Source organism: Accumulibacter sp., from assembly GCF_023806625.1.
Taxonomy (GTDB): domain Bacteria; phylum Pseudomonadota; class Gammaproteobacteria; order Burkholderiales; family Rhodocyclaceae; genus Accumulibacter.
In genome coordinates, this window is record NZ_JAMTDX010000045.1 from 1 (window position 1) to 24,436 (window position 24,436).

The 24,436-nt window shown below is 67.5% G+C and carries 29 protein-coding genes and 1 pseudogene; 3 read left to right on the forward strand and 27 right to left on the reverse strand.

Translation table 11 applies throughout. From position 1 onward, the window contains the following. The 15 genes and pseudogenes from NFW05_RS08330 to NFW05_RS08400 all read right to left on the reverse strand — a co-directional run. Positions 1-379: pseudogene (locus tag NFW05_RS08330) on the reverse strand (hypothetical protein); the annotation flags it as partial. Between the two features lie 3 nt (positions 380-382). Continuing rightward, entirely contained in the window at positions 383-2,710 is a 2,328-nt protein-coding gene (locus NFW05_RS08335; RefSeq protein ID WP_295304915.1) for a phage tail protein, read from the reverse strand. Continuing rightward, entirely contained in the window at positions 2,707-3,120 is a 414-nt protein-coding gene (locus NFW05_RS08340; RefSeq protein WP_295304918.1) for an NlpC/P60 family protein, read from the reverse strand. The genes NFW05_RS08335 and NFW05_RS08340 overlap by 4 nt, the downstream gene beginning before the upstream one ends. After that, complete coding sequence (locus NFW05_RS08345) at positions 3,113-3,955, reverse strand: DUF2163 domain-containing protein (RefSeq protein WP_295304921.1); 843 nt, start codon at positions 3,953-3,955, stop codon at positions 3,113-3,115. The genes NFW05_RS08340 and NFW05_RS08345 overlap by 8 nt, the downstream gene beginning before the upstream one ends. Next, on the reverse strand, positions 3,952-4,596 hold the full coding sequence (locus tag NFW05_RS08350) for a DUF2460 domain-containing protein (protein WP_295304924.1): 645 nt from the start codon (positions 4,594-4,596) through the stop codon (positions 3,952-3,954). The genes NFW05_RS08345 and NFW05_RS08350 overlap by 4 nt, the downstream gene beginning before the upstream one ends. Continuing rightward, positions 4,589-7,123, reverse strand: coding sequence for a phage tail tape measure C-terminal domain-containing protein (locus tag NFW05_RS08355; RefSeq protein ID WP_295304927.1), 2,535 nt, complete (start codon positions 7,121-7,123; stop codon positions 4,589-4,591). The genes NFW05_RS08350 and NFW05_RS08355 overlap by 8 nt, the downstream gene beginning before the upstream one ends. A 70-nt stretch (positions 7,124-7,193) precedes the next feature. Beyond that, complete coding sequence (locus tag NFW05_RS08360) at positions 7,194-7,523, reverse strand: hypothetical protein (protein ID WP_295304930.1); 330 nt, start codon at positions 7,521-7,523, stop codon at positions 7,194-7,196. A gap of 20 nt (positions 7,524-7,543) precedes the next feature. Beyond that, positions 7,544-7,873, reverse strand: a complete 330-nt coding sequence (locus tag NFW05_RS08365; protein ID WP_295304933.1) for a hypothetical protein — start codon at positions 7,871-7,873, stop codon at positions 7,544-7,546. A gap of 26 nt (positions 7,874-7,899) precedes the next feature. Further along, positions 7,900-8,553 (reverse strand): phage tail tube protein, encoded by a 654-nt coding sequence (locus NFW05_RS08370; RefSeq protein WP_295304936.1) that lies wholly within the window; start codon positions 8,551-8,553, stop codon positions 7,900-7,902. 75 nt (positions 8,554-8,628) lie between these two features. Then, positions 8,629-8,991 carry a DUF3168 domain-containing protein gene (locus NFW05_RS08375; protein WP_295304939.1) on the reverse strand — a complete coding sequence of 121 codons (363 nt, stop codon included), beginning with the start codon at positions 8,989-8,991 and terminating at the stop codon, positions 8,629-8,631. 31 nt (positions 8,992-9,022) lie between these two features. Then, positions 9,023-9,397: an HK97-gp10 family putative phage morphogenesis protein gene (locus NFW05_RS08380; protein ID WP_295304943.1), complete on the reverse strand. Its 375-nt coding sequence runs from the start codon at positions 9,395-9,397 to the stop codon at positions 9,023-9,025. Further along, positions 9,398-9,739 carry a phage head closure protein gene (locus NFW05_RS08385; RefSeq protein WP_295304946.1) on the reverse strand — a complete coding sequence of 114 codons (342 nt, stop codon included), beginning with the start codon at positions 9,737-9,739 and terminating at the stop codon, positions 9,398-9,400. Continuing rightward, a complete protein-coding gene (locus NFW05_RS08390) occupies positions 9,739-10,362 on the reverse strand; it encodes a head-tail connector protein (protein ID WP_295304949.1) in 624 nt (207 codons plus the stop codon). The genes NFW05_RS08385 and NFW05_RS08390 overlap by 1 nt, the downstream gene beginning before the upstream one ends. Before the next feature lie 3 nt (positions 10,363-10,365). Next, entirely contained in the window at positions 10,366-10,812 is a 447-nt protein-coding gene (locus NFW05_RS08395; RefSeq protein ID WP_295304952.1) for a hypothetical protein, read from the reverse strand. Between the two features lie 32 nt (positions 10,813-10,844). Continuing rightward, a complete protein-coding gene (locus tag NFW05_RS08400) occupies positions 10,845-12,149 on the reverse strand; it encodes a phage major capsid protein (protein WP_295304953.1) in 1,305 nt (434 codons plus the stop codon). A gap of 325 nt (positions 12,150-12,474) precedes the next feature. On the opposite strand from NFW05_RS08400, the gene NFW05_RS08405 reads away from it, so the two are divergent. Then, the gene (locus NFW05_RS08405; protein WP_295304956.1) at positions 12,475-13,080 is read left to right on the forward strand and encodes a hypothetical protein; all 606 of its coding nucleotides are present in this window, start codon (positions 12,475-12,477) and stop codon (positions 13,078-13,080) included. A 216-nt stretch (positions 13,081-13,296) separates the two neighbouring features. On the opposite strand, the gene NFW05_RS08410 is transcribed toward NFW05_RS08405, so the two are convergent. The 12 genes from NFW05_RS08410 to NFW05_RS08465 form a co-directional block, all read right to left on the reverse strand. Further along, entirely contained in the window at positions 13,297-13,899 is a 603-nt protein-coding gene (locus tag NFW05_RS08410) for a rhodanese-like domain-containing protein (RefSeq protein WP_295304959.1), read from the reverse strand. 170 nt (positions 13,900-14,069) lie between these two features. Continuing rightward, positions 14,070-14,864: a hypothetical protein gene (locus NFW05_RS08415; RefSeq protein ID WP_295304963.1), complete on the reverse strand. Its 795-nt coding sequence runs from the start codon at positions 14,862-14,864 to the stop codon at positions 14,070-14,072. A 298-nt stretch (positions 14,865-15,162) separates the two neighbouring features. Beyond that, on the reverse strand, positions 15,163-16,089 hold the full coding sequence (locus tag NFW05_RS08420) for a S49 family peptidase (protein ID WP_295304966.1): 927 nt from the start codon (positions 16,087-16,089) through the stop codon (positions 15,163-15,165). Positions 16,090-16,108: 19 nt separating this feature from the next. Continuing rightward, on the reverse strand, positions 16,109-17,356 hold the full coding sequence (locus tag NFW05_RS08425; RefSeq protein ID WP_295304969.1) for a phage portal protein: 1,248 nt from the start codon (positions 17,354-17,356) through the stop codon (positions 16,109-16,111). A 2-nt stretch (positions 17,357-17,358) separates the two neighbouring features. Further along, positions 17,359-17,670: a hypothetical protein gene (locus NFW05_RS08430; RefSeq protein ID WP_295304971.1), complete on the reverse strand. Its 312-nt coding sequence runs from the start codon at positions 17,668-17,670 to the stop codon at positions 17,359-17,361. Further along, on the reverse strand, positions 17,660-17,812 hold the full coding sequence (locus NFW05_RS08435; protein ID WP_295304974.1) for a hypothetical protein: 153 nt from the start codon (positions 17,810-17,812) through the stop codon (positions 17,660-17,662). The genes NFW05_RS08430 and NFW05_RS08435 overlap by 11 nt, the downstream gene beginning before the upstream one ends. 13 nt (positions 17,813-17,825) lie before the next feature. Next, complete coding sequence (locus tag NFW05_RS08440; protein ID WP_295304977.1) at positions 17,826-17,987, reverse strand: hypothetical protein; 162 nt, start codon at positions 17,985-17,987, stop codon at positions 17,826-17,828. A gap of 9 nt (positions 17,988-17,996) precedes the next feature. Next, positions 17,997-19,466: a hypothetical protein gene (locus tag NFW05_RS08445; protein ID WP_295304978.1), complete on the reverse strand. Its 1,470-nt coding sequence runs from the start codon at positions 19,464-19,466 to the stop codon at positions 17,997-17,999. A 4-nt stretch (positions 19,467-19,470) separates the two neighbouring features. Continuing rightward, the gene (locus NFW05_RS08450) at positions 19,471-19,881 is read right to left on the reverse strand and encodes a hypothetical protein (RefSeq protein ID WP_295304981.1); all 411 of its coding nucleotides are present in this window, start codon (positions 19,879-19,881) and stop codon (positions 19,471-19,473) included. An 80-nt stretch (positions 19,882-19,961) separates the two neighbouring features. Next, a complete protein-coding gene (locus tag NFW05_RS08455) occupies positions 19,962-21,695 on the reverse strand; it encodes a terminase TerL endonuclease subunit (protein WP_311104701.1) in 1,734 nt (577 codons plus the stop codon). Next, a complete protein-coding gene (locus NFW05_RS08460; RefSeq protein ID WP_295304984.1) occupies positions 21,674-22,144 on the reverse strand; it encodes a phage terminase small subunit P27 family in 471 nt (156 codons plus the stop codon). The genes NFW05_RS08455 and NFW05_RS08460 overlap by 22 nt, the downstream gene beginning before the upstream one ends. A gap of 139 nt (positions 22,145-22,283) precedes the next feature. Then, complete coding sequence (locus NFW05_RS08465; RefSeq protein WP_295304987.1) at positions 22,284-22,604, reverse strand: HNH endonuclease signature motif containing protein; 321 nt, start codon at positions 22,602-22,604, stop codon at positions 22,284-22,286. A gap of 136 nt (positions 22,605-22,740) precedes the next feature. Between NFW05_RS08465 and NFW05_RS08470 the strand changes: the two genes are divergently transcribed. Both NFW05_RS08470 and NFW05_RS08475 read left to right on the forward strand, forming a co-directional pair. Then, positions 22,741-23,136, forward strand: coding sequence for a hypothetical protein (locus NFW05_RS08470; RefSeq protein ID WP_295304992.1), 396 nt, complete (start codon positions 22,741-22,743; stop codon positions 23,134-23,136). A gap of 194 nt (positions 23,137-23,330) precedes the next feature. After that, entirely contained in the window at positions 23,331-24,320 is a 990-nt protein-coding gene (locus tag NFW05_RS08475) for a DUF932 domain-containing protein (RefSeq protein ID WP_295304995.1), read from the forward strand. Positions 24,321-24,436: the final 116 nt, after the last annotated feature.

Sequence of the window (24,436 nt, forward strand, 5' to 3'; positions counted from 1 at the left end):
GATCCACCGGCTGCGCCCAGGCACGGTAATCCGTGTAGCCGGTCACCGACGACGCATCCGTGACCACCGCGTAGAGCGGGATCGACCCGGGCGTGAAGCCGCTCGTGTTCGCGCTCACCGACCCCGAGCGGTCCGCCTCGAGATAGTTCGTCTGACCTGGGGCGAGGGTGAGGGCAACCGGGTTGTTGCCGATCAGCGTCAGCACGCCGTCGACGACCAGGACGCCGCCGTAGTAGAACCAGTCCAGCCCCGAGCAGAGCCGGTTGCGCCGCCCGAAGAGCGTGGCCGGGCTTGCGGCGTCGAAGAGTTCGTTGGCGAGCAGTTCCTTCGACGCCTGGGACGCGTAGAGAAGATCGAGGAGGGTCGTGCTGTGGCTCATGGGTCATCTCGAAAGAGTCGCCTGCAGCGGATACCCCGGCCCGACGACCGGGGAGAGCTGGCAGACGCGCAGGTGGAGGGTGCTCTGAGGCGCCCCGAAATCGGCGACCTGGTCCGCGCTGGAGTAGGGACATTGCGGCGCTTGGCAGACGATGCGCCGCCTGACGCTCGTGAAACCGGCATCGCTGTAGATCTCGACCTGATACGACTCCGCCGATTCGCCGAGACCGGCGTCGACGAAGTCGCGCCACTCGCCCCCGTCGCGCGTGCGCCGGACCCAGGACAGCGACCAGTCCTGGCCGCTGTCCCGGCTGCCGGTCAGATACACCGGCGCGAGCGGCTTCAGGTTGACGCCCACGTACCGGAATGGCCGATCGATGTCGCTGCCGATGTCCTGCCCGTAGGTGATCCCGCGGTAGAGGTAACGCTGCCCGATCTCCGCCGAGGGCGTGTCGATCAGCGCCACGTCAGCGGCATCGAGCCGCACCAGCTTGTCGCCGACCTGGTGCTGGGCCATCGCCCACTCGGTGCCGTACCGGCCGCGGCGCAGGACCGTCAGCACGTAGTCCGAAGCGCTGATCCGGTCGCATTCCCTCGCCGACAGGATCTCCCAGCGCCCATCGTCGCCGTAGGCGAACAGGTTCCCGCCGACGTCGATCTGGCCGTCGCTGACGCTGTACAGCGCGCCGTTGAGCAGGGTGACCTTCAGTGCGCTGCGCCGATCCTCGAGCCGTGCGTCCACGATTCCGGGCACGTTGGTCACCACGCCGACCGCCGGTCCGGGTGGTCCGTCGTCGAAGACCGACGCCCACGTCGATCCGCCGTCCGGCGAGCGCATCAGCGAGCCCCCGCGCCACCCCGGCAGGTCCCCGTACAGCGCGCAGAGATAGCTCGGCCCCGACTGCGCGGCCAGGACCATCGGCAGATCGAGCAGGACGTAGCGCGTCGGGCCGGCCGGCGGCCTCACCCCGGGACCGGTGACCCCCGACGACGCGCCATAGGCCCCCGGCTGGTACACGCTCCGGCGAGCGTAGGCCGCCCGGCACTCGAGACGCCCGTCGCTGGTCAGGTTGATCGCCGACAACCGGACGGCGATGGTTCCTTGCGGCAACTCCAGGTCTACACGGTCGCCGGGTTCGAGCTGCGCATAGCTCGCCGGAACGGTGAACGCGAGCTCGCTGCGCTCCTCGAGCCAGGCGAGATACAGGAGCGTCTCGGCGGTCTGCGCCGCTTCGTCTGCGGTCATCACGATCGGCAGCTCGACGATCCGCTCGCCGACCCCGGGGGTGACCAGGCGCTCGGCGTACTGCTCGCCGGGCTCGTACTCGCGCGGACCCTCCAGGTACTGGACGACGACCCGCCTCGGCAACTGCCCGGCCGTCTCCCGCCGGGTGGTCAGCGACACCCCCCGCGCCGCGCCGCCGGGACGCGCGTCGAGGTCGCTCGCCGGGATCGTCGTCACCGGGCCGAGCGTACCGCGTTCGCGGAAGACGAGCTGATAGCCGGACTGCACCACATCGAACGGCCAGGCCGAGCGCAGCGGCTCGAGCGCCTGGCGCAACGGACCCGCGCGACCGATGCGATAGCCGTGGACCCACTGATCGAGCCCCTCGAAGGCCAGATCCCCCCTGGACAGCGTCCCCGAGAGCAGGCACTCGGCCTCGATCAGTTCCTTCACCCGGATGCCCGGCCGGCTGTCGCCCGAGTTGAGGATCTCGACGCGCACCTGCGCCGCGGCGAGGCTGTTGCCGTAGCGGGCGAGCGGCAGGTCCTCGAAGACGAGGTAGCACAAGCCGCGCCAGGCCGGGATGTCGACGCCGAGGGTCGCCTGCATCCGGGGGTCCGGATTCTGCGTGTCGCGCCCCCGGTAGAAGCGGAACGAGACCTCGTACGGTTCGCCCGGAGCATAGACGAGATCCGGGCCGATCCAGATCCGCCCGAGGCTGCCGACCGGGCCGCGGCACAAGCCGACGGCGAAGGTCGCCGAGTACGTATACTTCCTGACCTTCTGCTTCTTCCGCCGGCCGCCCTTGCCCCCACCCTGGCTCGTCTCGGTCACCGTTTCCTTGAGCGCGTTGGCCTCGACCCAGAGCACGTTGCCGTGGACCGTGCAGTCGCCATACACCCGCGGGATCACCGCGCCGTAGGTTGAGAACTGCACGGTGAGGTCGTTGAGACGCGGGCCTTCGATCGTCGGCAAGCGCGCGGGATCGAGGGACCCGCCGGCCATCAGGCCGATCTGCGCCCCGTAGAGCGCCCCCATCGGCCCGCCGAGGAAGAAGCCGCCGATCCCGCCGACCAATCCGCCGAGCGCCTGACCGACGGTGCTCATCGACCCGCCGTGAAGCGATAGACGCGCACGATCCGCGCCGCCCAGGCGCGCGACAGCCGGTGCTCGCAACAGATCCCGACCGACTCGTCGGCGTGGATGATCGTCTCGGCGTCGGTCAGCAGCGCGAGGTGCTGCGGGTCGCCGCCGAAGTGCAGGACGAGAAGATCGCCGGGCCGGCGATCGACCGGTTCGACACGGCGCAAGGCCGGCTGCCGGTCGAGGGCGGCCTCGAGCTGGCCGTGCGCCGGCGTCGGGCCATAGCCGCTCACGTCCTGCACGGCGAGCCCGAGACGCCTCGCCACATGCACCGCGACGCCGGCACAGTCGAGCCCGACGCCGGGCACCCGCCCCTGGTGCCGGAACGGCGTGCCCAGGCACTCGCGGGCGGCCATGAGGATCCGCTCAGTCATGACTCGGCGGAATCCCGCGGGAGAGATAGACCGTCTGCGTCGGGATCCACGGGAAGCCGCCGAAGTTGACGGCGTTGCCGTACGCGCGGCAGTCTTCGAGCCGCTTGCGGCAGCCGCGGACCATCTCGTAGGCGTCGCCGACCTGCGGCAGGAACGGGAAGCCGTCGTGGGTGACGATCTGGCCGCCGGCGTAGAAGCTCTTGATCTCGAGTGCCGGCAGGTCGGCGTTCGGCCCGGAGGTGAAGCGGAGCGTCCCGGCGCCAAAGGCGTCGTTGCCTTCCGGACGGGCGCCGTCCTGGAACTCGTTGCCGGAGACCACCGCGGTCAGCGTGCCGGTCACCGTGTGAACGGCCAGCGGGACGCCGCAGCCGGCATACGCGGTGTCGCCGAAGGTCTTCGGGCACTGCGCGCCGTAGGTCTGGCTGAACGTCTGGTTGAGCGCGTCGGACAACGACACCCCAGAAATCGCGTAACGGTCGTCGCGCACGGTGGTCTGCCCGAAACGCCCCGAGACGATCGGCTCGTGGTCTTCCTCGGGCTGTCGCCAGTCGGTGGCGAAGAGGAAGACCGCCGCGTGATCGAAGAGACCGGCCTCGATCTGCGCCGGGCTGACGCCGGCGACGGCGCAGATCCCCGAGAGGTCGATCGACGCCGGGGCGAAGTCATGGGTCGCCGAATAGCCGGTGAACTCGTGACCCGCTGTCGAGCGGTAGACCTGGCCGGTGTTCATCGTCAGATCGACCGGGTGGTCGGTCAGGCAGACGACCGGGCCCTGAACCGGCTCGATGCGCAGGCAGAGGACTCGGGTGACCCAGGGGGCGACGACGGGTTTCATGGTTGGAGCAGTTCGAGGAGTTCGATCGACCCGCAGTCGCGCAGATCGATGTCGATGGCGGTGACCTCGATCTTCGAGTTGAACCGGCAGGGCAGGTCGAACTCGCAGCCGGCGGTGACGATGTCGGTGATCGATGGCGCGGGGGTGAGGGTGATGATCCCGGTGCTGTCGTCGATGGTCAGGCCCGAGGTGACCGGCACCTGATTGACCGCCACGACGACGGTCTCCTCGATCGGCTTGTAGATCCGCCGGTAGGGGAAGCCGATCCCCGGCACGAAGTTGTCCTGGACGTCGCCGTAGATCACCCGCAGCGGATAGACGCCGGTATCGGAGAAGCCGAGCCAGGCGTCGGTCGGCGTTGGCGGGCGGGTGTGGTGGTTGGTCGTGTAATCGTCGAGACACTTGACGCGGAAGCCGGCGAACAGGCCGAACGCCCGGTGGTAGAGCGAGAGGACGCGTGCCCAGAGGTCGGCCTGGTCGGTGGTGACATTGACGTGGAAGCTGCGCACCGGAAACGGATGGACGAGTCGGCGGTACTCGCCGCCACCGGCGGTGGTGACGATGTCCACCGCGTAGGCGTCGGCATAGGACATCCCGAGGCGAACGTCGACCGGGAAGCGCTCGTCGAGGAACTCACCCATAGCGGCGCATCCCCTTGAGGACGGCGAGCGCCTCGCGGGCGCCCTGCCCCGCGGAGCGCCGGACGTCCGGCGCCTGGCTCTGGCCATGGACATGAACCGTGATGTTCACCGGGGCCTCGAAGCCGCCGGTGTTCTGCGCCGCGGGGATGATCCGCTCGCCCTGGTGGATCTGGGCGATCATGTCGCGCGGCACGTAGTCGGTGCCGACGGCGAAGGACGGCAGCGGCAGGCCGCCGGCCGCACCCAGCGAGCCGGGCAGCGGCGCCGAGGCCCCGCCGAGGCCGATCCAGCCGAACAGGCTGTCGAACAGCCCGCCGCTGCCGGGCGATCCGATCGCCCCGAAGATCCGGCGCCCGAGGTCGGCGGCCACCGCCTGGGCGATCATTCGCTGGATCGCCTGGCCGAAGCTCACCAGCATCCCCTGGACGCCCCGCTCGAAGGGGTTGAACAGGCAGTCGGCCAGCGCCTGCTCGATGCTCTGATACGCTGCGGTGAACTGCTCTTCGGCCGTCCGGGCGGCATTCGTCGCGCGATCCAGGTAGGCGTCGAAGGCGCGCTTCGCGCCGACCTCGAAGGTCCGCGAGAGCGCGTCGTTCTGGCGCAGGATCGCCTCGGCGGCCTCTTCGGCGGCCGAGGCCTCGCCGAGCAGGGCGTCGCGCATCGCGTCGGTCAGCGGCTTGCCCGCGGCTTCGAGCTGGTTGATCCGCCCGAGGACGTCGGCGCGCCGCTGCTGCTTCATCTGATAGACCTCGAGTTCGAGGCCGTAGAGCCCGATCGCCCCGCGGGATTCGAGCAGCCGGCGGTTCTGCTCGTCGACTCGCGTGCCGTAATCGCGCACGGCCTTCTCGCTCTCGGCGGTCTGCAGTGCTGCGATCTTCTCCAGCGCGACGGTCGCCGAGAGGCCCTCGTTCCAGGCGAGTTGCGCCGCCCGCACCTTGAACATCGTGTACTGGTTGCTGTCGAGCCGCGCGGTCATCTGGTCGAGCTGCTCGAGGAACTGCTCGTACGGACTCTCGGGCTCGCCGAGCCCCACCGGCGAACGGCCCGCCCGCGGCTCCGCCTCCGCGGGCGGACGGGGCGTCCACGGCTTGCCCGTCTTCGCGGGATCCGGCGTCATGGGGCCGAAGTTGTCGGCGCCCCAGGCCAGCGCCATCGCCCGGGCGTTGCGCGTCGACTGCGCGACGACCGCGTCGCCGAAGGCGGTCCAGCGCTTGCCGAGATCGTCGGGCACCGCTTTGAGATCGTTCCATGCACCCTCGACGTTGCCGGTCGCCGCCTTGGCGATCGCGCCGACGACGCGCGACACCACGTCGCCCATGGCCTTGAACGACTGGATGACCGCCTCCGAGACGAGGAAGGCGACTTCCTTGAGGCCGTAGAACAGGCTGACCAGCGTGGCCATCGAGTAGCGGAAGGCGTTGACGACCACCGGGAAGCCGTCCTTGAAGAAGGTCGCGAGATCGGTGAGCAGCGGCAGGATCTGGTCGGCGATCGCCTTGCGGAAGCCCTGGGCGGTGAGATCGGTCTCGCGCTGGAAGGCGCGCATCGCGGCTTCGTAGGCGCTGACCGCGTCCTGCGTCCGCGGGCCGATCACGAGGTTGTAGTCGACGAGCCGCTGCGTCGCCTCGGCGACCGTCTCGTCGGTGACCGAGACGGCCTGGGCGATCGCCTCGTAACTCCCTGCGGCGATCGCGGCGGCGGCCGCGTTGCGGTCGTACCCGGCGGCATACTCGTCGAGCGCCGCCTTGACGTTCTTAAGGAACGCCGCTTGCGACAGCAGTTCGCTGTTGGCGTCGCGGTAGGCGATGCCCAGGCGGTCGAGTTCGTCGGTGTTCGTGCGCTGCGCGCGGGCGGCGGCCTCGAGCGTGGCGACGTAGGCGCGTGAATCGAGCCCCAGGCCCTTGAGCGCCTCGTTGAGTCCCGAGGCGTGCTCGGCCGAGACCCGCAGGCCGTCCTGGAGCAGCCGGACTTCCTTGTTGAGCGCGATCACCGCGTCGATGTTCTCGGACTGGTAGGACTCGCCGGTGAACAGGCCCTTCACGAAGCTCAGCGATTCGGAGACGATCCTGAACGCCGCGTAGATCGCGCCGACCGTCGCGACGGTGATGCCGGTGGCGATCGCCACGCCAACGATGATCAGCTGCGTGCGGACGAAGTCGCTGATCCGCTCCATCGCCGTCCGGGCTTCGGCGTAGGCGCTGGCGAAGCCGGCGACGAGGGCGGCCGAGAGTTTCTCCGGCCAGGACTGGACGTCGACGCGGTCGGCGGCCTTGGCCACCCCGTCGATCGACGAGACGGTCGCCTGGGCGGCCTCGACCGCCCGGTCGTTGGCCGCCTCGAGGTTCCCGGCCATGCGCTTGGCCGATTCGTCGACCCCTGCCGCGGCGCGGTCGAACGCCGTCTGGAAGGCGTCCGCGTGCGCCGCGGCGGCCGACAGGCTCGCTTCGGCGATGTTCGCGGTCTGCGCGAGGCTCGCCTCGAACTTGTCAATGTTGGCGGTGATGTCGACACGGATCAATGAGAACATAGGGACCACTCCACGGCCGTCCGCCGGGAAAGCGGGCAGTCAAGAACGCTTCGAGGGACGACCGCGGGGCTCAGATGCCCGGCGCCATGCCGAACAGCGTCGCGTCGGCCCAGTCGGCGAGTTCATCGTCGGTCAGCGCGCGCTCGTCGGTCGGCGGGGGCTCGGACCGTTCCAGGTACGGCATGTAGTCGGCCGGCGTGGCGCGGTGATCGGAGCCCACCCAGCCGGCGTAGACGTTATGCACGGTCGAGGCGACGATGCCGGCGCGCAGATCGGCCCGGGTCTCGCCCCAGGGCTCGATCGCGTAGTACCCGCACCACTCCTGGAACTCGGCGTAGGAGAGCACCGCCCGGAGTTCGGCGATCGTCCGGCCCATGGCCAGCGCCAGACGGAAGAGCATCCGCCGCTCCGGGCTGTCCTTCAGTTTCTTGCGGCGTCCCCGGCGACCGAGAAGCCATTGACGGCCATCACCGCGGTGACGAGCTCGCCGATCCGAGATTGGGCCGCACCCCGGAGAGTCGGCAGATCATCGGCCGAGAAGATCGGCTTCCCGTCGTCGTCGACGACGGCGGCGAGGACCAGCCGGAAGCCGAAGTCGGCCTTCTCCTTCTCGGTGCGGCACGCTTCGCGGAGATCCGAGACTTCCGGAGCGCTGAGTTCCCGGAGGCGCACGAGGCCAATGCCGGGCACCTCGCGATCGACGATCTTCGGCGCGAAGATCGCCAGCAGGGCGGACTTGTCGAGGGACATGACGAGGGTCTCCAATAATGTAGAGGTCAGCCGCGGAAGATCGGGCCGGTGACGACGAGCGTCGCCGAACTGCGCAGGACCTTGTCCACGCCAGCAGCCGGTTCGCTGATCTTCTGCACGAAGCCCTGCCACGCGCGGACCTTGAGGCCGCCGGGGTAGGTCTGCTTGAAGACGACGACCGATTGGGCGGCCCGGGCGGCGATCAGCGCGAGTTGCCCGGTGTCGGTGTCGTCGGCGTCGTAGCTCAGGCTGTAGTTGCCGTTGTCCTGCAGGCCCTGGCGCTTCTCCTTGGCCAGCGAGTCCATGTTGGTCACGTCGATGATCGTCGCGGTGCCGCCGTCGGGCGTAAAGTCCTGGACGTTGCCGACCTTGGCGAAGGTCTGCGGGGTGGCCGTGCCGGTCGTCCCGGCGGAGGCGAAGCCGCTGGAATCGATCGACACGGTGCACGAGGTCGCCGTCGGCGTCGGGGTCGCCTGGACGATGCCGAGCAGGCCGGTGATCTCGGGCATGCCGGTCACCGAGCCGAAGAGCAGGACGTCGCCGGCCGAGGGAACCGCGGCGGTTGAGTAGGTCAGCGCGGCCTTGCTGGCCTTGGAGACGGCGGCGAGGTTGAGGGCCGTCCCCGGCGTGCCGGAGACGTAGAACCGGGAGAGCTGGGCCACTTGGGCGGTCGAAGGCATGGAAGAACCTCAAGCAGGGCGGCCCGCAGGCGGGCCGGAGAAGACAACGGCCGGAGACCGGAACGGTGCCCGGGGTCAGGCCGACCAGAACGAGTACTCGTACAGGAAGCCGTGCAGGGCGGTTTCCGGGTCGTAGCGGCCTTGCCGGCTGCGCTGGACGCCGGTGAGCGTGCCTAAGTCGAACGCCGCCTGGAGCGCGGCCGCCAGGGCCGAGCCGGCGGCCAGGGCGCCGGCGTAGGTGCCCTCCCAGACGCCGATCTGGATGAGGTCGTGCGCGATCGGCACGCCGTCCGATAGGGTGTTGTGGGTGAGGCTGACGACGACCTGGTAGACGCCATACGGGGTTGCGACCTGGGGCGGCGCGACGTTCGGGTGCAGGCCCCCAGCGAGGAGCGGCGCGGCGAGCGCCACCAGCGTGGGTTCGACGGGGCTGCTCATCGCCGGCTGCGGATCGCTTCAGGTCCCGCGCTCACCCCGGCGCACCCCAGTGCTCGGCGAGGATCCCGGTGAGGTGTTCCGGGTAGCGCACCCGAAAGACCTCGAGCTCGGGCCGGACGAACGGCTGCGCGGGCATCCGGCTCGTGCCGTACTCGACGTGCAGCGCGTAGGTCACGCTGTCGTCGCCGACCTGGATCGAGAACCCGACGCCGTGCGCGGACTCCTCGCCGGCAACGCGCACCGACGCGCGCAGCGCGCCGGTCTTCACCGGACAGTGCTGCCGGATCTGCTCGACCAGCACGGCGACGAGTTCCTGCAGGCTCGTGTCGAGGTGCGGCCGTTGTCGCGTCAGGGCGAGCCCGAGCTCCGCGCGGTAGGTGTCGAGGCCCTCGATCGTCGCGGTCATTCAGGATTCCTCGGAAGCCAGCAGGCGCACCGTCCGGTTTGCCTCGTCCTCGTTCTCGGCCGAGTGGATCGCGAACACCCGGCCGTTCCAGACGGCGCGCAGCGCCACGAGGGCGGCCGGGGAGCCGAACGACGGTTGCCAACGGGCGGTGATCGTCACCGGCTGGGTCAGGTGCAGCGCCTGTGCGGCGACGAACTCGCGCCCGCTCGCCGGCTCGATCGCCGCCCAGAAGGTGGCGACGTCGGTCCACGCCTCGACCGGTTGCCCGTAGGCGTCGACCGCGGGACTGCGCTGCTGGAGCGTGACGCGTTTGCCGAGCGTCCCGGCAGACGGGGCGGCCATCAGATCGTCACCACGCGGAACGGATCGAGCAGCCCGTCGAGGAAGGGCATCGGCTGGAGGCTCCCGCGGGTCAGCAGCGCGACGTCCTCGCGGTGGTTGTAGAGGCTGCCGACGCGCAGCAGGATCCAGCTCTTGACGCCCTCGGGGACCGCCGCCGCGCCGCCGTAGCCGGCGACGAAGGTCACCCGGACGGCGCCGATCTGCGGCCGCGTGACGGGCCAGACCTGGCCGAAGACCGGCGTGATCCGCGCCGGCTCGGCGGCCGTGTCGACCGTGTAGTCGGTCGCCGGCATCGTCTGCCACACCCCCGCGCCGTCGAGATAGTCGATTGCGGTCACCGATTGAACCGGCGACCTGGGCAGCAGGATCGCGCCGGGGGTGAGCGAGAAGGCGCCCCCGCGCGCCCCTTCTGTCGGACCCGCTCCCGGGAAGGCATCGAGCACCGACCGCCAGGTGGCCGTGACGAACTGTCGGCCGGTCTGCGTCTCGGCGGCCTGGCGCGCGGCCACGATCGACGCGGCGATCAGCGCGTCGTCGTCCGGGAAATCCACGCGCAGGTGCAGCTTCGCCTGGGCCAGGGCAACGGGCTCCTCGGCGGGCGGGGTGACGAGCTGGAGCGGCATGGTTCAGATGACCTGCACCACCGCCGCCTGGTTGAAGGCCTCGGCCGTCGCGTAGCGCGGGAGGACGCCGAGGAGCTTGCCGGCGACGAGGCTCGCCGCGGTGCCGATGGTCAGCGTCAGGCGCACGTAGGCGAAGTTGCCGTTGGTGTCGAGGTCGTCGGCCTTGAAGTTGATCAGCGCCTGCTTGTTGTCGCCGGTGGCCTTGACGATCTGAGCGATCGCCTTGCCGACGAGGTCCTTGGCGCCGGTCCCGGCGTTGTCCTGGGCCTGGACGATCTTGGCATCGAGCGTGCCGCTGGTGCCCATGAGGCCCGTCTCGACGACGGCGACGAAGGCGTGGAAGTTGGCCACCGGGATCCAGCCCGAGTTGACGGTGCCGGCGGCCTGGCTCGCCGGGTCGATGGTCGCGAGCAGGGCGAACTGCTCGCTGCCTTTGGCGTTCGGAAACATGGTTCAAACTCCTCGAAGGTGGGGAAAGCGGGTCAACGGGCGCCGAGCTGGATGTACGGCGAGAGCGTCGCGCTGCCCTTGGCCGGTGCGATGGCCGCGGCGATCTTCGACTGGCCGTCCATGCGGAAGGTCGTGCGAAACGCGGTCAGGTCGGCGTCGAAGTAGAGGTGCATCGACGTCGCCGTCTGCAGGCCGCCGGCCTTGGTGATCGTCTGGTAGTACGACAGGTCGACGAGGATCACGTCGCCCTGCGACGAGAAGGGGTTCGCGTGCTGCGAAACGATCACCGGGCGACCGAGCAGCGTGCCGTAGGGCGAGGACTGGATCGCCCCGGCCTGCGGGTTGCCGGTCGGCAGGTAGATCGGGTAGTTGCCGAGGCTCAGCGTGAACAGCGCGGGCAGGACGTCGTTGTTGAGGATCCACACAGCGCGGCTGAACGACCCCGGCGGCAGACGGGCGATCATCTTGGCGAGGTTCTGCGGCACCAGCGTCTGCGTCGCCTGGCCGGATTCCTTGGCCACGGTGATCACCGCGCCGGCGTTCATGCAGCCGATCGGCAAGCCGCTGCCGGCGCCGAAGAGGATCGACTCGTTGGTCTTCCAGCGGATCGACAGGGCGACCTTCTCGGGCAGGTAACTGGTCAGCGCATTGGAGTCGTCGAGCAGTTCGTCGGTGGTCGGAACCAGCGCCATGAGTTTCTTGAGGCGCAAGGTGGCCAGTCCGAGCACCGGCTTGGTGGGAATGGCCGTGGCGGCCTCGCCCTGCCAGTAGGCGCGGATGCCGTTGGTGCCCCAGGGGGTGGTCTCGTCCTTCGGGAAGGCCATGCTGTTGCCGCTGACCTCGACGTTGTCGGTGAGCGGCAGCAGCGAGTCTTCGCCCAGTGAGAGCTTGAAGATCTCTTGGGAAAACTGCGGCGGGACGAGGAAGCCGCCGTCCTGGCCGGCGGCTTCGTTGCCGAAGCTGCCCGGTGCGGCGGCCTGGATGCCGCCGGGGAGCAGGCGGGCGTCGATCGACTGGCCCGGCCGGTCGGCCTGGTAGACCGCCTGGAGGAACTCCCCGATCGTGGCGAAGCCGCGTTTCGGGTCGGCGTCGCGGTTGTCGATGACCATCGGCCCGAGGGCCGCGCTGACGCCGAGTTGCGCTTCATCGGCGATCAGGGCGGTCTCGCGGTCGATCGCCGCCGACGTCGCGTCGATCCGGGTGCGCAGGGTCTCGAAGGCGGTCACTTCCTCGTCGGAGAGGTCGCGGTTCTCGGCCCCGGCGCGGTCGGTGAGCGCGCGGGCGTCTTTGACGAGCGCGGTCTTGCGAGCCTGCAGCTCGCGCAGGTGCTTACTCATAGGGTTCTCCAAAAGCACGAACCCGCGCGAGGCGGGTTCGAGGGGCACAAAAAGCCGCCCGGGGGCGGCTGGGGGGGGGGTCTTTCTCATACACACGCTTACGATCTCGCTGTAAGCTGCGAGAAGGTGACCCTTGGCGTCAAATCAGGGTCGTATCTCCCGACGGCGGCCAAACCGCCGAAGCCCTTTTGCGGAACGACTGACAGTGGGGACGTAACTCATGAGGACGGACAAACGAATCTTGTTCTGTTTGGTGCTTGCTCTATCCGGAGCCCACCGTGTTTCGTTCAGCGCGGAGACCGCTCCGCCGCTCAAGAGCGGGGATATGATTACGCGAGAATACTCGAAGCCCGAACAAGACCCCGGAGGCGGCCCGGTGACCTTCAAGCCAACCAAGAGCACAGCTTACGTGCTGCTTATCGAAGATGACCTGAGGAAGCTCCTCAGGGCAAACGGAACTATTGCCGCAGTGGCCGACCGAAAGCACACAACGATCTTCAGGGACAATGCCCCGGTGGAGCCGGATCGACGATTCCTGCGGCTGCCTCCTGAACAGCCCATTCAGCCGGGCATGAAGTGGGCCGTGCCGACCTGGAAGTCGAAGGTCAGCTGTGGATTCAGGGATGTCAGTTTCGAGGCGGCCTCGGAGAAGGGCCCTGATCACGCTCTGTTACTCGATGGCAAGCTCGTGACCGTCGAAACGATCCGCATCAACTATGATGCCAGAAACATTCCTGTCTGCGAGGGGCCTTGGAAGTACAGGAAGACGGTCGAGGTGCTCTACGCGCCAGATCTTGACGAGGTCCTCAGCCACAAGGCTCTGGACTGGAGCGCGTATGGCGTAGATACGTTGATCGCGGGGGGAGATGGGTGGAGGGTTACCGCCATCGCGACCGGCAATGGACCAAACCAGAAGGCTCGCGGTCAGTAGGTCAGGGAGATAGGTAGCCCCGCGCTTCTCGACGAGGCATGGCCCAGCCTGTGGTGCCGGCTTTTCAGAACCTCAACCAGCGAGGCAGGCGATGTTGCCTGTAACGGTCCAAACGGCCGATCACGCCACAGTCGCCATGCTCTCAAGCGATAGGCAACGCTTATCGGCACATCAGCAACCGGCCGAGCACCTCGTCTTCCAGATTAGGCAGAGATGTCACCAGCTTGTAGCTTGCATCCCCCGCATGTCGTAACCGGCGGCCGCCCAGGCGTCGGACCCGCCGCGATACCATAGGACGTTGGTGTAGCCGGCTTCGATGGCATGAAGGGAGGCGTTGTACGACAACCAACATTCGGAGTTCAAGCAGAGGAACACCAGCGGGCGCCCGGTCTCACCTGCGGTGAGTTTGTGAAGCACTGCCGCAAATCGCTCCTTTTCCGCAGCAAAGAAGTCGCCATCACCGGCCCTAGGCAGCCACACAGCGCCCGGGATGGTTGCCCGTGACGGTGCCGGATTCCTTGTGGTGAGGACGTCAATGATCACCACCTGAGGGTTGGTATCGATCAGGTGCTTCAGTTCGACGGTCTGGATGACCGTTGCGCCTGGGATCTGCACAGGGGTAGGTGCGTGATATGGCGCCCTTTTTGGACGAGATACAGGAGAGACTCCGAAATCCTTGTCTTCATTCGCATATGACGAGGTCGCTGCAGCTGCAGCTGCAGTTGATGATCTTGCCTCCTCGGCAGCCGCTTGCCCGCCAGCAAGAGCGCAAGCCGCAATAATGCAAAGCGACGGAAATCCCCAACGAATTCTGGCCATGCTTCCTCCAGGCAGTTAAAGACGCAAGATAGCAGCAACGGCGACGCAGCTATCCCTCGTCTTGGTTCTTTCATTCACGTTGACCCGACTCCGGCGCATGGATGTCGGATGGAACCGAGCAAAGCGGCGTGTTTCCAGTCCATTTGACCATCGATGGGCACGAGCTCAACTCATCTGACCTTTTCGAAAACGGCACTATTTTTACCACCCGAGGGGTTGGAATAGGTTGCCCAAAGATCATTCCCGTTACGCTTGAAAACGCAGGTGCCACCGGTAGACGAATTGCACAGAAAGGACAGTTCGCCATCCTTGATTTCCACGGTACTAAAGCTGTTCGGGGGACTGTCACTCCGCTCGATAGACACCTTTGCACTGCAATTGAGGTCGACTTCGGCGATCCATAGCCAGTTCTGACCAACGTTGCCCACACTCCAACGCCCAACCCACTGACCGCTAAACGCAGCGCAGGATTCGGGGACGTCAGCTGAGGGTTTGACCACAATTTTCGCTGCCCGGGCGGCCTTGGCGGCAGCTATCTTCAACTTCAGATCAGTCTCCGAAAGCCTTTCGCCCCGAACCGCCTTCACAACCCCTTTCTTATTGGTGAAGGTGCCCTCGAATAGGCCGCTCGACGTCAGGACGACCGCGACCTGGGTGCCGGCCTGTGTAACAAACAACACCCTAGTCTCTTGGCCGGATTGGATTGCGGAAGCCGGGACCGAGACCTGATTCCCATCGGTCCACCCAAAAGCGGCGTCGAGGACCAATTTGCCGTCGGGTTCTTGCCTCACCCCTGTTATCCTGAGCGTGCGCGATCTGTCTTCCCCATCCACCGCAACTAACCATGGGGAGACCAGTTCAGTTTGCAAATGGGCAATAGTCTGCTCCTGCGTGAACGAAATGCCAGGCCAGACGAAAATCATCGTGGAGACGATGCGAAAGAGAACGCTTGCGGCGATTTTCATGAAAAGAAGCCTCCCGCGTGAAGTGGGGCGCCGATGACGCCCAACCCTATTGTCGATAGAAAGTCTTACACCCCATATGCCACCGACAATGTCCAGTCGGTGTTCCCAATCAGCGCCAAGTTGTCGCGAGAACATGCGCTTCGCAATGCGCGATGGATATTGTACAGCCGGAGCGCTTCAACGGCGGTCTTCGACCGAATTCTTCACTGTTGGCCACGGACCCGTCGCTGCCGGTGAGTTCGTCGGACCAATCCCGTCACGTGCAGCAGCGAGATTTCAGCCACGGTTTCCCACACTATCACAGAGTCGCGAGAGCGTTCCTCGCCTGCGCCAAGCGACTCACTTTCGGCCTGGCGCTGGATCTGGCCTCCCACCGCATCTTCCGGACCACTTCGTCGAAGGTCGCCACGCCATCGACCATCCCTTGCGCCTGCGCCGCCTCGGCCCCGAGCACGCGACCCTGGCCCATCCCCTCGCGCACCTGGGCGATCGGCACGCCACGCCCCCGCGCCACGGCCTTGGTGAAACTCGCGTAGTAGTCATTCACCCGAGACTGCAGGAAGCCCTGCGCCTCCTCGTCGAGCGGCGCGTACGGATTGCCCTCGACCTTGAACTTGCCGGCCGAGATTAGCGTCGGCGTGATGCCCTGCGCGGCGAACGCCTGCGAGTAGTCGAAGTGCGCCAGCCAGACCCCGATCGACCCCACTTCCCCGCCCAGCGTGACGTACAACTCGCTGGCCGAGGAGCCGATCCAGTATGCCGCGCTCGCCGCCAGGCTGTTGGCCACGGCGACGATCGGCTTCTGGCCTCTCGCCGCCGCGATCTCATCCGCCAGTTCAGCGACGCCATAGACGCTGCCGCCCGGGCTGTCGATGTCGATCAGGATCTGGCTGACCGAATCGTCCGCCAGGGCCTCGCGCAGGGTCCCGGCAAACTGCTGCGTGCTGACACTGCCCGAACCCGAGACCTCATCGACGAGATTGCCGCGCTGGGTGATGAGACCGTACAGCGGCAGCACCGCGATGCCGCCACTCGAGACCGTGCGAGTTGCCTCGCGGCGCGCCTCGCGGGCCACTCGATCTGCCTCGATGCCAGCGAGAACCTCCTCGCTCGCCGGAACACCCTGCGCCCAGCGCGCGAGCACCGCGGCGACCGCATTCAGTCGTTCGGGCATCAAGGCCCAGGGAGTGGCCAGAAACTCGGCCATCAGCAAGTGATGACGCATCGCATCCTCCGCAAAGCGGTCAGTCGGGCGACGACGGCCGCGGGCTCGACGGGGTCCCGCCGCTCTGGATCTCCCGGGCCGCCCCCTGCTCGACCATGTTCAGCGGCCGCAACGGCTCGTCGAGACCGTCGAGCGGGTTCAGGTTCTCGGCGATCCGCGCTTCGTTCCTCGTCAGCCAGCCGTTCTGGATGCCGCTCTGGTAATACGACGAGCGGCTCGCCGCATCGCCGCGCATCAGGTTGGTGAAGTCGAACTCGACTTCGAGGTCCTCGCCGTCGAGCAGCAGGTCCGACTCGATGCTCGCCTCCCAGCGCTCGGCCCACGGCGTCATCGTGTGCATCACGAACTCCAGGCTTTGCTGCTCGATGTTCGAGAAGGTCGCCCGGTCGAGATCGGCGATCATGTGCGGCGGCACCCGGAACAGCCGGGCGATGTCGGTGATCTGGAATTTGCGCAGTTCGAGGAACTGCGCGTCCCGGTTGGTCACCCCGACCTCGTGGAACTTCATGCCGTTCTCGAGCACCAGCACCTTGCCGCGGTTGGCCCCCGACTGCGCCGCCTGGTACGACTCCCGGAAGACCCGCTTCGCCTCGCTGTCCCGGAACGACCCCGGGAACTCGATCCAGCCGCCGGTCGGCTTGGCGTCGTTGGCGAAGAAGCGGGCCCCGTAGTCCTGCGCGGCCAGCGCCATGCCGAGGCTCTCGCGGGCGAGGTCGATCGGGCTGAGGCCCAGCACCCCGTCCGACGACAGACCCCGGAGATGCCAGACGGCACTGCGCGGCACGATCGTCTGCTGGCCGAGTCGATCGGTCACCCGGTACCGGTAGTCGCCATTCGGCAGCCATTCGATCTGGATCCGGTCCGGATGGATCGGCAGCAGTTGGGTGATCTCGCCGCGGGCGTTCGCCTCGATCCGGTTGTACGCGTTGCCGCGCAGCGCGAGGTGTCCCTGGAGCATCTCGCGCCACTCGAAGGCGTTCTGCCAGGCGTTCGGCCGGCGCGCGAGCAAGCGATAGAGCGGATGGTCGGTCACCCGCTCCTTGCCCCCGTCCGACCGCGGCCGATAGACGACGAGCGGCAGCGAGGCCATCGTCTCGGCGAGGATGCGCACGCAGGCATAGACCGCCGCCAGGCGCAGCGCGCCGTCGGCCGAGACCCGCAGGCCGCTCGCCGTGCGCCCGGGCACCGGCTCGAACCAGAAGTCTCCGCCCGGCGAGCGGTCCTCGGCAGAGGCCCACCAGCGGCGAAAGGCGTTCCACACGCTCATCGTCAACACGCCTCGCGAATCGGCAGATGGGCGACCAGCGCGAGCACCTTCGCCGGGTTGGTCGTGGCCACGACGATCTTGACCGCGTAGTCGTGATCGACCAGCCCGCCCTTGACCGGGACGAGCACCGACGTGTTCCCCGCGCCGAAGACCGCCCCACCGTTCAACACGCGCTGGGGCGTCGCGTCCGCCCCGAGCGCTGCGGTCACGCTCGTGGCGATTGTCCCGGCCAGCGTCTCGCCGGCCTCGAGCGCCAGCGCGAAGTCGAAGGTCAGCACCACCGCCTCGGCCGGATCGATCGGATCAACGCGCATGCGTCACCGTCAGATTCCGGGCGACACGGGTCACCGTGAACGGCCGGGGGGCTCGCGTCACCGTGAAGTTCCCGCTGCGAGTGACACGGAATCGCGGATCGCCGACGAGGACGATCCAGAAACGCCAGAACGAGAGCACCATCGCGCCGACCCGCTTAGGCCTCGGCCAGGCGCGCGGCGACGACCGCTGCGCAAGCGGTGGCTTCGGCCTGACTCATCGGCACGAAGCCGGCCCGGTCCGGGTGCCATTCCTGGTACACCCCGCCCACCCGATACGCCCATTGTCCCCGCTCGACTTCGAAGACCTCGATGTCCATGTCGTCTCCTCAGCCGATGACCATCATTCGCTGGAGTTCGTTGCGCGAGTGCGGCTGGCAGTACAGGAAAGGAATCACCGTCGCGCCGTCCCGGTAGGGCACGATCAGCAGCTTGTCGCCTTCCACGGCCGTCGATTGCGGATAGACGTTCGTCGACCATGGCTCCAGGACGTTGCGCGCCACGTCGAAACGGAAGATCCGGCCGGTCGCTTCCTTCATCACATAGATCGCGCCGTTGAAATCCACGCTGCACGATCCGGTCGAGAAGGTCTCCTGCGCGTTGCCGTATTGCGCGCCGACGTTCAGCCAGGTGTTCCCCGCGATGTCGTAGATTTCGAGGTTGGCCGATCCCCCGCCGCGAAGGCTGTAGAGGTAGCGGCCGTTCTGCCGAACCTGCGTACCGTTCTGCAGCAGCAGCTTGCCTTGCGCGCCCGACCAGTCGGGATCGGGCACGCCATGAATCCAGTCCGCGGTGAAGCCCGCTCCCGGCGCCGACGAGCGCGCGGTGCCCGGCGACAGCGTGCTCCAGGTGTTGCCGCTGATCGAATACCGATAGAGGGTCACCGCGCCATTGCCCAGCAGGTACAGAACGTCGTCGTTGCCCTCGATGCTGTACGCCGACGTGGCATCCGGCGTGACCGTCCAGGCCGAGGCGAGTGTCAGAGAGCTCGCGGTGTTGCTGGCGACCGTGCGCACCTGGCCGGCGCCGGTCCCGCCGGTGAGGCGGACCTGGGCGTTCGTCCAGGCGTTGGCGAGCCAGGTCTTGCCGGTGTGGTTCAACGTCGTCGCGGTATTGCTGCCGGTGCTGGTCCCCGTCTCGAACGCCCCTTCGGCGCTGCTCGTGCTGACCAGTTGACCGCTCGTGCCCCAGGCCGTCGGCATTCCGGTCACACTCTTGGCCGTCCAGGCATGGGTCGCCCGGTCGTAGACCGAGAATCCGACGGCGCTGGTGCCGGCATTCCAGAACCACAGCGACCCCGACCAGACGCGAAAGACACTGCTGGCATCGAAGGCCACCGCGCTGGCCGGCGTGACGGTGAGCACGGCGTTGGCGCCGAGGGTGTTGCTGGCGACCGTTCCCTCGTAGCCCGCCCCGGTCCCGGCGAGCACGCGGATCTTGCACCCCCGGAGGTCGCGCACGATCGTCCGGCTGGTGCTCAAGCTGGTCGTCGTTCCCGCGGTCGCCGTCTGGTCCAGCGATCCGCCGAGCAGGCCCAGCGGCAGGAACTCCCCGCACGCCCCGGCGGCGAAGGTGCCCGCCACGCCCGAGGCCGGAATCTGCACCCAGGCGTCCTGCTCGGGGTGGTAGTGGTAGAGCGTCGACGCGCTGAAGACGGCGTAGACACAGTCGTTCGCGGGCATCGCGCCGCTCTTGTCGCCGACGAGGAAGGCACCGGTCACGGTACTCGACGGGCACGGCGTGCAGAGCTCCCAGGCCTTGCGGTGGAGCAGTTTGCGCAGATTGTTGGCTGTGGGCATCGGTCTAGCTCACCAGGATCTGGGCATAGAGGCGGGCGGCCCCGGTGTCCGAGAAGTTCCACGGCTCGAACATCCGGTAGACGAGTCGTGCGCCCGCGCCATCGACCACCGTGCTGACGTTCAACAGGTGATAGGCCGAGGAGGGGTCGTAGTCTGCGGGGGTGACCAGCGCGGCGGCGAGGCGCTCGCCGGTGGTCAGCCGCGGCATCTTCTTGAGCATCGCCGAGAGCAGCGTCACCATCGTGTCGTTGAGTTCCTGGACCGCGGCGAGTGTGGCCTGCTGGGCGAGCAGCAGCGGGTCGCCCGTGACCGGATCGACGGGCACGACGGCCTGCATGTGCACGGTGTCGGCCCCTTCCACCCGGGTGAAGGTGTCCACGAAGCCGGCCGAGTTGGGCAGGTCAATGTGGCTCATGGGGCCGGTTCCTGGGGGTCGTTCGAGAGCGGCCGTGCCGTGGCCAGGTGGCGAATGCGGGTCATCAGAGTCCTCCGGTGTCAGAGCATCACGAGTTCATAGCGCTCGTCGAGGACGACGGCGGTGCCCGGGACGATCGCCCGGGAGAGTGCGAGGATCAGCGCGACGATGCCGTCGATCTTGTTCTCCGGGCGCTCCTTGCGCGGGTAGATGTTGTCCTTGGCGTCGAGATGGGCGACGACGTTGCTCGCCATCCAGGTCAGCACGGGGTCGCCGTCGTGCACCAGGCGGCCCTGCAGCACGAGGGCCTCGATCGTCTTCATCGGCTCGCTGAAGTTCAGCACCGTCGGGCGGACCTCGACCATCGGCAGTCCTTCGGCAATCATCCGTGTCGATAGCTGCGTCGCCTGGAAGGGATCGAAGGCGACGGCCTGGATCGCGAACCGCGAGGCGAAGTCGATCAGGTCGGCCTCGATCCACGAGAAGTCGATGACGTTGCCCGGGGTGACCGTCAGCCGGCCACTGCGGCCCCAGCCGGCGTACTGGCTGTTGCCGGCTTGCTGCACCGTCTCCTCGGGGAGGTAATACCGGCCGAAGACCGCAAAGGCTCCCGGCGTCTCGCGATGCGCGAAGACCAGCAGCACCGCAGCGATGTCGGTCTTGCTCGCCAGATCGAGTCCGATCCAGCACGGCTCGCCGGCGTAGTCGTCGAGGTCGAGCGTCGGATCGGCGCAGCGGTCCCAGGCGCGCAGGTCCATCCACGCGGTGTCGGCATTGACCCATTCGTTAAGGTGCTTGGTCTTGAAGTTGTTGACCGCGCTCGGCATCTGCAGGGCCTTGGCCTGCAGCGGCAGGAGCACTTCCGGGCGCACGGAGATGCCCCAGTTGGGATTGGCCTTGATCAAGGACTCTTCGAGCGCCCAGTCGTCGCCCTCGTCGAGGCCATAGACGATGCCGAACTGGCTGTCGTCGTCGAAGACGCGATCCAGGAGACGCGTGACGAAGGTGCGCACCTCGTAGCAGATCCCCGAGCGGTTGCTGCCCGCGGTGGTGATCACCCACAGGAGCGAGTTGTCGCGCTTGCCGGTGCCGGTTTCGACGACGTCGTAGACCGTGCGGGTCTTGTGGGCGTGCAGCTCGTCGATGCAGCCGAAGTGGATGTTCAGGCCATCGAGCGTCGAGCCCTCGGCGGACAAGGCCTCGAACTTCGAGCCGCTGGCCAGCACGTGGATGTTGTGCGCCCCGACGCCGACTCCGAAGCGCGTCCGGAAACCGGGCGACTGCCGGGCCATCGCCTGCGCGTCGCCGAAGACGATGCGCGCCTGGTCGCGGGTCGTGGCCAGCGAATACACCTCCGCCCCCCCTTCGCCGTCGGCGGCGAGCATGTACAGGGCGACCGCCGAAGACAGGGCCGATTTTCCCGAGCCGCGGGGCACTTCAATATAGGCCCGGCGAAAGCGGCGCTTGCCATCCGGCTTCACCCAGCCGAAGACGGTGGTCAGAACAAACACCTGCCAGGGTTCCAGAACGATCGGTTGCCCGGTCAGCGGTCCCTTGACGTGTGGCAGACGCTCGACGAACGCGCAGAGGTTGTCCGCAGGCTGGAAACTGCGCCCCTGTCTGTCGGTGAGCTTCGGGTTGAAGCGGTAGGGACTGTGGCGACCCGAGAACCGTTCGAGGTCGTCGAGTTGCCGCCGGCACGCGGCCTGGACCCAATGGCCGGCGGGAACGGCCCCGGCCAGGACGTCCTGCGCGTACTGCCGGGCAATGGCGGTGTAGTGGCGCTGGGCCATCAGCCGGCGATCTCCGACCACGGGTCCGCCTCCTTCTCGGGCTCAGCGCCGACGGCGATGCGCGACCGGGCCGCCGGCGTAAAGCCCATCTCCGACTCGTAGCCCTTCATCTCCAGCGCGAGATCGCGGATCACGTCCATCAGCGGCGAACGCCTCAGGATCCCGCTCGGCGTCTTGACGATCATGCCGGCCACCCCGGCGCGATTGATCTTGGCCAGCGCCTCGCGATACAGGCCGCAGCAGTTGGCCCAGCGTTCGAGGATCGCCCCGTCGAGTGCCGAGAGGAGTCCCGGCGGCGAATGCGTGACGGCGTAGGTCCACGCTTCTTTGGCCGCGTCGGACATGTACTCGGGCGGGGCGCAGAGGCGCGTCGTCGGCTTCGGCTCGTCGGGATTGACGCGGCACTTGCGCTGCGTTCCCTTGAGGCTCTTGACGATTTCGGGCAGCGGACGGCGTCCGGGTGAGGTCATTTATCGTTGGAAAATCAGCGGGTTGGCGCCCATTGGTAGCAAAAAAACGGGCGCATTCTGGATGCGCAAAAATTCGACTGGGCGCACGCGTCTGGCATATGCATTTGTAGAGATTCGAGGCGCCTTACCGGTCATAGGCTCATGTTTTAAAGCGTCGTTCTCGCATCGACTTCGCGTTGTGGTGATGCACGCATAGCGCGTCTAGATTGCCTGCGTCATAGCGTGCGCCGCCGTTCTTGATCGGCGTCACGTGGTCCACGACCTGCGCGGCGACCTGCCGGCCCTCGGCCGCACACAGCCGACACAGCGGATGCTCGCGCAGGAACGCCGCGCGTACGGCCCGCCAGGTCGCGGACGCATAGAACCCGAGTTCGGTGTCGAAGCCCCGACGTGCCCGGGTGTACTCGCGATGCGCGACGCTCCGGTGCGCGTCGCAGTAGCCTGGCGTGGTCAGCAGCACGGGGCAACCCGGGTGTCGGCAGGGGGTCGGGGCACGCGTCGGCATGGTCGTTGTCCGCTCACGAAACGCTTGGCTTCCGTTTCGAACAGCGCGTTCATGTGTTCGTCATCAACGCCGCGCCAACCAGGAGGTCCCCATGAGCGTCACCCTCGCCGTCGCCAACAACCCGCAGGTCGACATCAACCTGAGCAACCGCAACGCCGCGATCATCCTCGCGATGGTCGGCATCGCCGTCGAAGGCGACGACGGTGGCTGGTGCGGGGAGATCGCCGCCGAGGACGTCCACCGCTACGCCCAGAAGGCCATCCGGGCGATGGACGACGTCTGGGCTCAGAAGAAGGCCGAGGTCCCGAGTACGGTCCAGCAAGGGCCGACCCGGATCGTCGAGGTCGACGGCCTGCCGACGCTGCAGCGCGGGGCGACGGTGATCGACGGCGGCCTGACCCTCGACCAGATCCGCGAGCGCCTCCGCGGGGTGATGGCGGTGCTCTTCGAGGCCTCGCGGACCCGCTCCCGGGTGATCTGGTACTGACCCGCCGGCTCACCCGAAGCCCGGGCAGCCCCCGGGCTTCTTGCTTCGCGGGGACGATCCTGGGGCCACCCGCTCGACCCCGCGCCCGGGCAGAACATTCTTCTGAACTACCCCGAAAAACGCTTGGCTTCTGTTTCGAACAGCGCGTTCATACGATCGTCATCCACCACACCACACCACGAAGGAGAAACACCATGGCCCACCAAATCGACTTCACCACCGGCCGCGCCGCCATCGCCTACGCCGCCGGGTCCGACAAACCCTGGCACGGTCTCGGACAGACCGTCGACCCGCACGCCTCGGTCGAGGTCTGGCAGAAGGCCGCTCGCCTCGAGTGGCAGGCGCTTCGCGCCGAGGTCCAGTTCGACAGCACCGTCACCGGCGCTCGCGAGACCTACACCGACAAGCACGTGCTCTACCGCAGCGACTGCGGCGCGCCCTTGTCGGTCGTCTCGTCGGACTACCGGGTGGTCCAGCCCGCCGACATCCTCCACTTCTTCGGGGAACTCGCCGAAGCCGGTCGCTTCACCATCGAGACGGTTGGCGCCCTGATGGCGGGCCGGCGGATCTGGGCCCTCGGTCGAGTCGGTGACAACGCCCGCATCCTCGACGACGAGGTCGCCCCCTACCTGCTGCTCGCCACCTCCTACGACGGCACGATGGCCACCGTCGCCCGGTTCACCACCATCCGGGTGGTCTGCAACAACACGCTGCAGGCCTGCCTGCGCAATGCCGCCTCGCAGCGCCAGGTGACCATCTCGCACCAGGCGATCTTCGATCCCAAGGAAGTCCGCGCCGACTTGGGCATTGCCCTCGACGCCTGGGAAGAGTTCCAGCACAAGGCGGGGCTGATGGCCCGGCGCAAGATCGACGATGTCGAGGCCGACGCGTGGTTGCAGGACCTCTTCAAGCCCTTCATGCCCTACGGGCAGACCTACTCGCCCGAGCAGGTCCGGAAGTCCAAGGGCTACCGCCGGATCCTCGACCTCTTCGCCGGCGAGCAGATGGGCGGCGCCCAGGACGCCACTGACCAGACGCTCTGGGGACTGCTCAACGCCACCACCGAGTACATCGACCACGAGAAGGGGCGGCTCACCGACAACCGCCTGAACGCCGCCTGGTTTGGCCCGGGCGCCCGCTTCAAGGACCACGCCTTCACCCTGGCCGAGCAGCTGATCGCCTGACCGGCACCCGACGCCGAAGCCCCGGACCGCCGGGGCTTCTTCACGGTCGTGATTGGAGAAGATGCTTGGCTTTGCCGGCGAACAGCGCGTTCATACCGGCGTCATCAACACGCCCA

Coding starts and splice junctions, on each gene's coding strand:
- NFW05_RS08345 (WP_295304921.1), bottom strand. CDS start 3,955: ATGAAACCCGTCGTCGCCCCCTGGGTCACCCGAGTCCTCTGCCTGCGC.
- NFW05_RS08335 (WP_295304915.1), bottom strand. CDS start 2,710: ATGAGCACCGTCGGTCAGGCGCTCGGCGGATTGGTCGGCGGGATCGGC.
- NFW05_RS08420 (WP_295304966.1), bottom strand. CDS start 16,089: ATGCGTCATCACTTGCTGATGGCCGAGTTTCTGGCCACTCCCTGGGCC.
- NFW05_RS08410 (WP_295304959.1), bottom strand. CDS start 13,899: ATGGCCAGAATTCGTTGGGGATTTCCGTCGCTTTGCATTATTGCGGCT.
- NFW05_RS08370 (WP_295304936.1), bottom strand. CDS start 8,553: ATGCCTTCGACCGCCCAAGTGGCCCAGCTCTCCCGGTTCTACGTCTCC.
- NFW05_RS08400 (WP_295304953.1), bottom strand. CDS start 12,149: ATGAGTAAGCACCTGCGCGAGCTGCAGGCTCGCAAGACCGCGCTCGTC.
- NFW05_RS08350 (WP_295304924.1), bottom strand. CDS start 4,596: ATGGGTGAGTTCCTCGACGAGCGCTTCCCGGTCGACGTTCGCCTCGGG.
- NFW05_RS08445 (WP_295304978.1), bottom strand. CDS start 19,466: ATGCCCACAGCCAACAATCTGCGCAAACTGCTCCACCGCAAGGCCTGG.
- NFW05_RS08415 (WP_295304963.1), bottom strand. CDS start 14,864: ATGAAAATCGCCGCAAGCGTTCTCTTTCGCATCGTCTCCACGATGATT.
- NFW05_RS08340 (WP_295304918.1), bottom strand. CDS start 3,120: ATGACTGAGCGGATCCTCATGGCCGCCCGCGAGTGCCTGGGCACGCCG.
- NFW05_RS08395 (WP_295304952.1), bottom strand. CDS start 10,812: ATGTTTCCGAACGCCAAAGGCAGCGAGCAGTTCGCCCTGCTCGCGACC.
- NFW05_RS08390 (WP_295304949.1), bottom strand. CDS start 10,362: ATGCCGCTCCAGCTCGTCACCCCGCCCGCCGAGGAGCCCGTTGCCCTG.
- NFW05_RS08460 (WP_295304984.1), bottom strand. CDS start 22,144: ATGACCTCACCCGGACGCCGTCCGCTGCCCGAAATCGTCAAGAGCCTC.
- NFW05_RS08470 (WP_295304992.1), top strand. CDS start 22,741: ATGAGCGTCACCCTCGCCGTCGCCAACAACCCGCAGGTCGACATCAAC.
- NFW05_RS08440 (WP_295304977.1), bottom strand. CDS start 17,987: ATGGACATCGAGGTCTTCGAAGTCGAGCGGGGACAATGGGCGTATCGG.
- NFW05_RS08425 (WP_295304969.1), bottom strand. CDS start 17,356: ATGAGCGTGTGGAACGCCTTTCGCCGCTGGTGGGCCTCTGCCGAGGAC.
- NFW05_RS08375 (WP_295304939.1), bottom strand. CDS start 8,991: ATGAGCAGCCCCGTCGAACCCACGCTGGTGGCGCTCGCCGCGCCGCTC.
- NFW05_RS08365 (WP_295304933.1), bottom strand. CDS start 7,873: ATGTCCCTCGACAAGTCCGCCCTGCTGGCGATCTTCGCGCCGAAGATC.
- NFW05_RS08450 (WP_295304981.1), bottom strand. CDS start 19,881: ATGAGCCACATTGACCTGCCCAACTCGGCCGGCTTCGTGGACACCTTC.
- NFW05_RS08475 (WP_295304995.1), top strand. CDS start 23,331: ATGGCCCACCAAATCGACTTCACCACCGGCCGCGCCGCCATCGCCTAC.
- NFW05_RS08380 (WP_295304943.1), bottom strand. CDS start 9,397: ATGACCGCGACGATCGAGGGCCTCGACACCTACCGCGCGGAGCTCGGG.
- NFW05_RS08405 (WP_295304956.1), top strand. CDS start 12,475: ATGATTACGCGAGAATACTCGAAGCCCGAACAAGACCCCGGAGGCGGC.
- NFW05_RS08385 (WP_295304946.1), bottom strand. CDS start 9,739: ATGGCCGCCCCGTCTGCCGGGACGCTCGGCAAACGCGTCACGCTCCAG.
- NFW05_RS08360 (WP_295304930.1), bottom strand. CDS start 7,523: ATGCTCTTCCGTCTGGCGCTGGCCATGGGCCGGACGATCGCCGAACTC.
- NFW05_RS08435 (WP_295304974.1), bottom strand. CDS start 17,812: ATGGTGCTCTCGTTCTGGCGTTTCTGGATCGTCCTCGTCGGCGATCCG.
- NFW05_RS08430 (WP_295304971.1), bottom strand. CDS start 17,670: ATGCGCGTTGATCCGATCGATCCGGCCGAGGCGGTGGTGCTGACCTTC.
- NFW05_RS08355 (WP_295304927.1), bottom strand. CDS start 7,123: ATGTTCTCATTGATCCGTGTCGACATCACCGCCAACATTGACAAGTTC.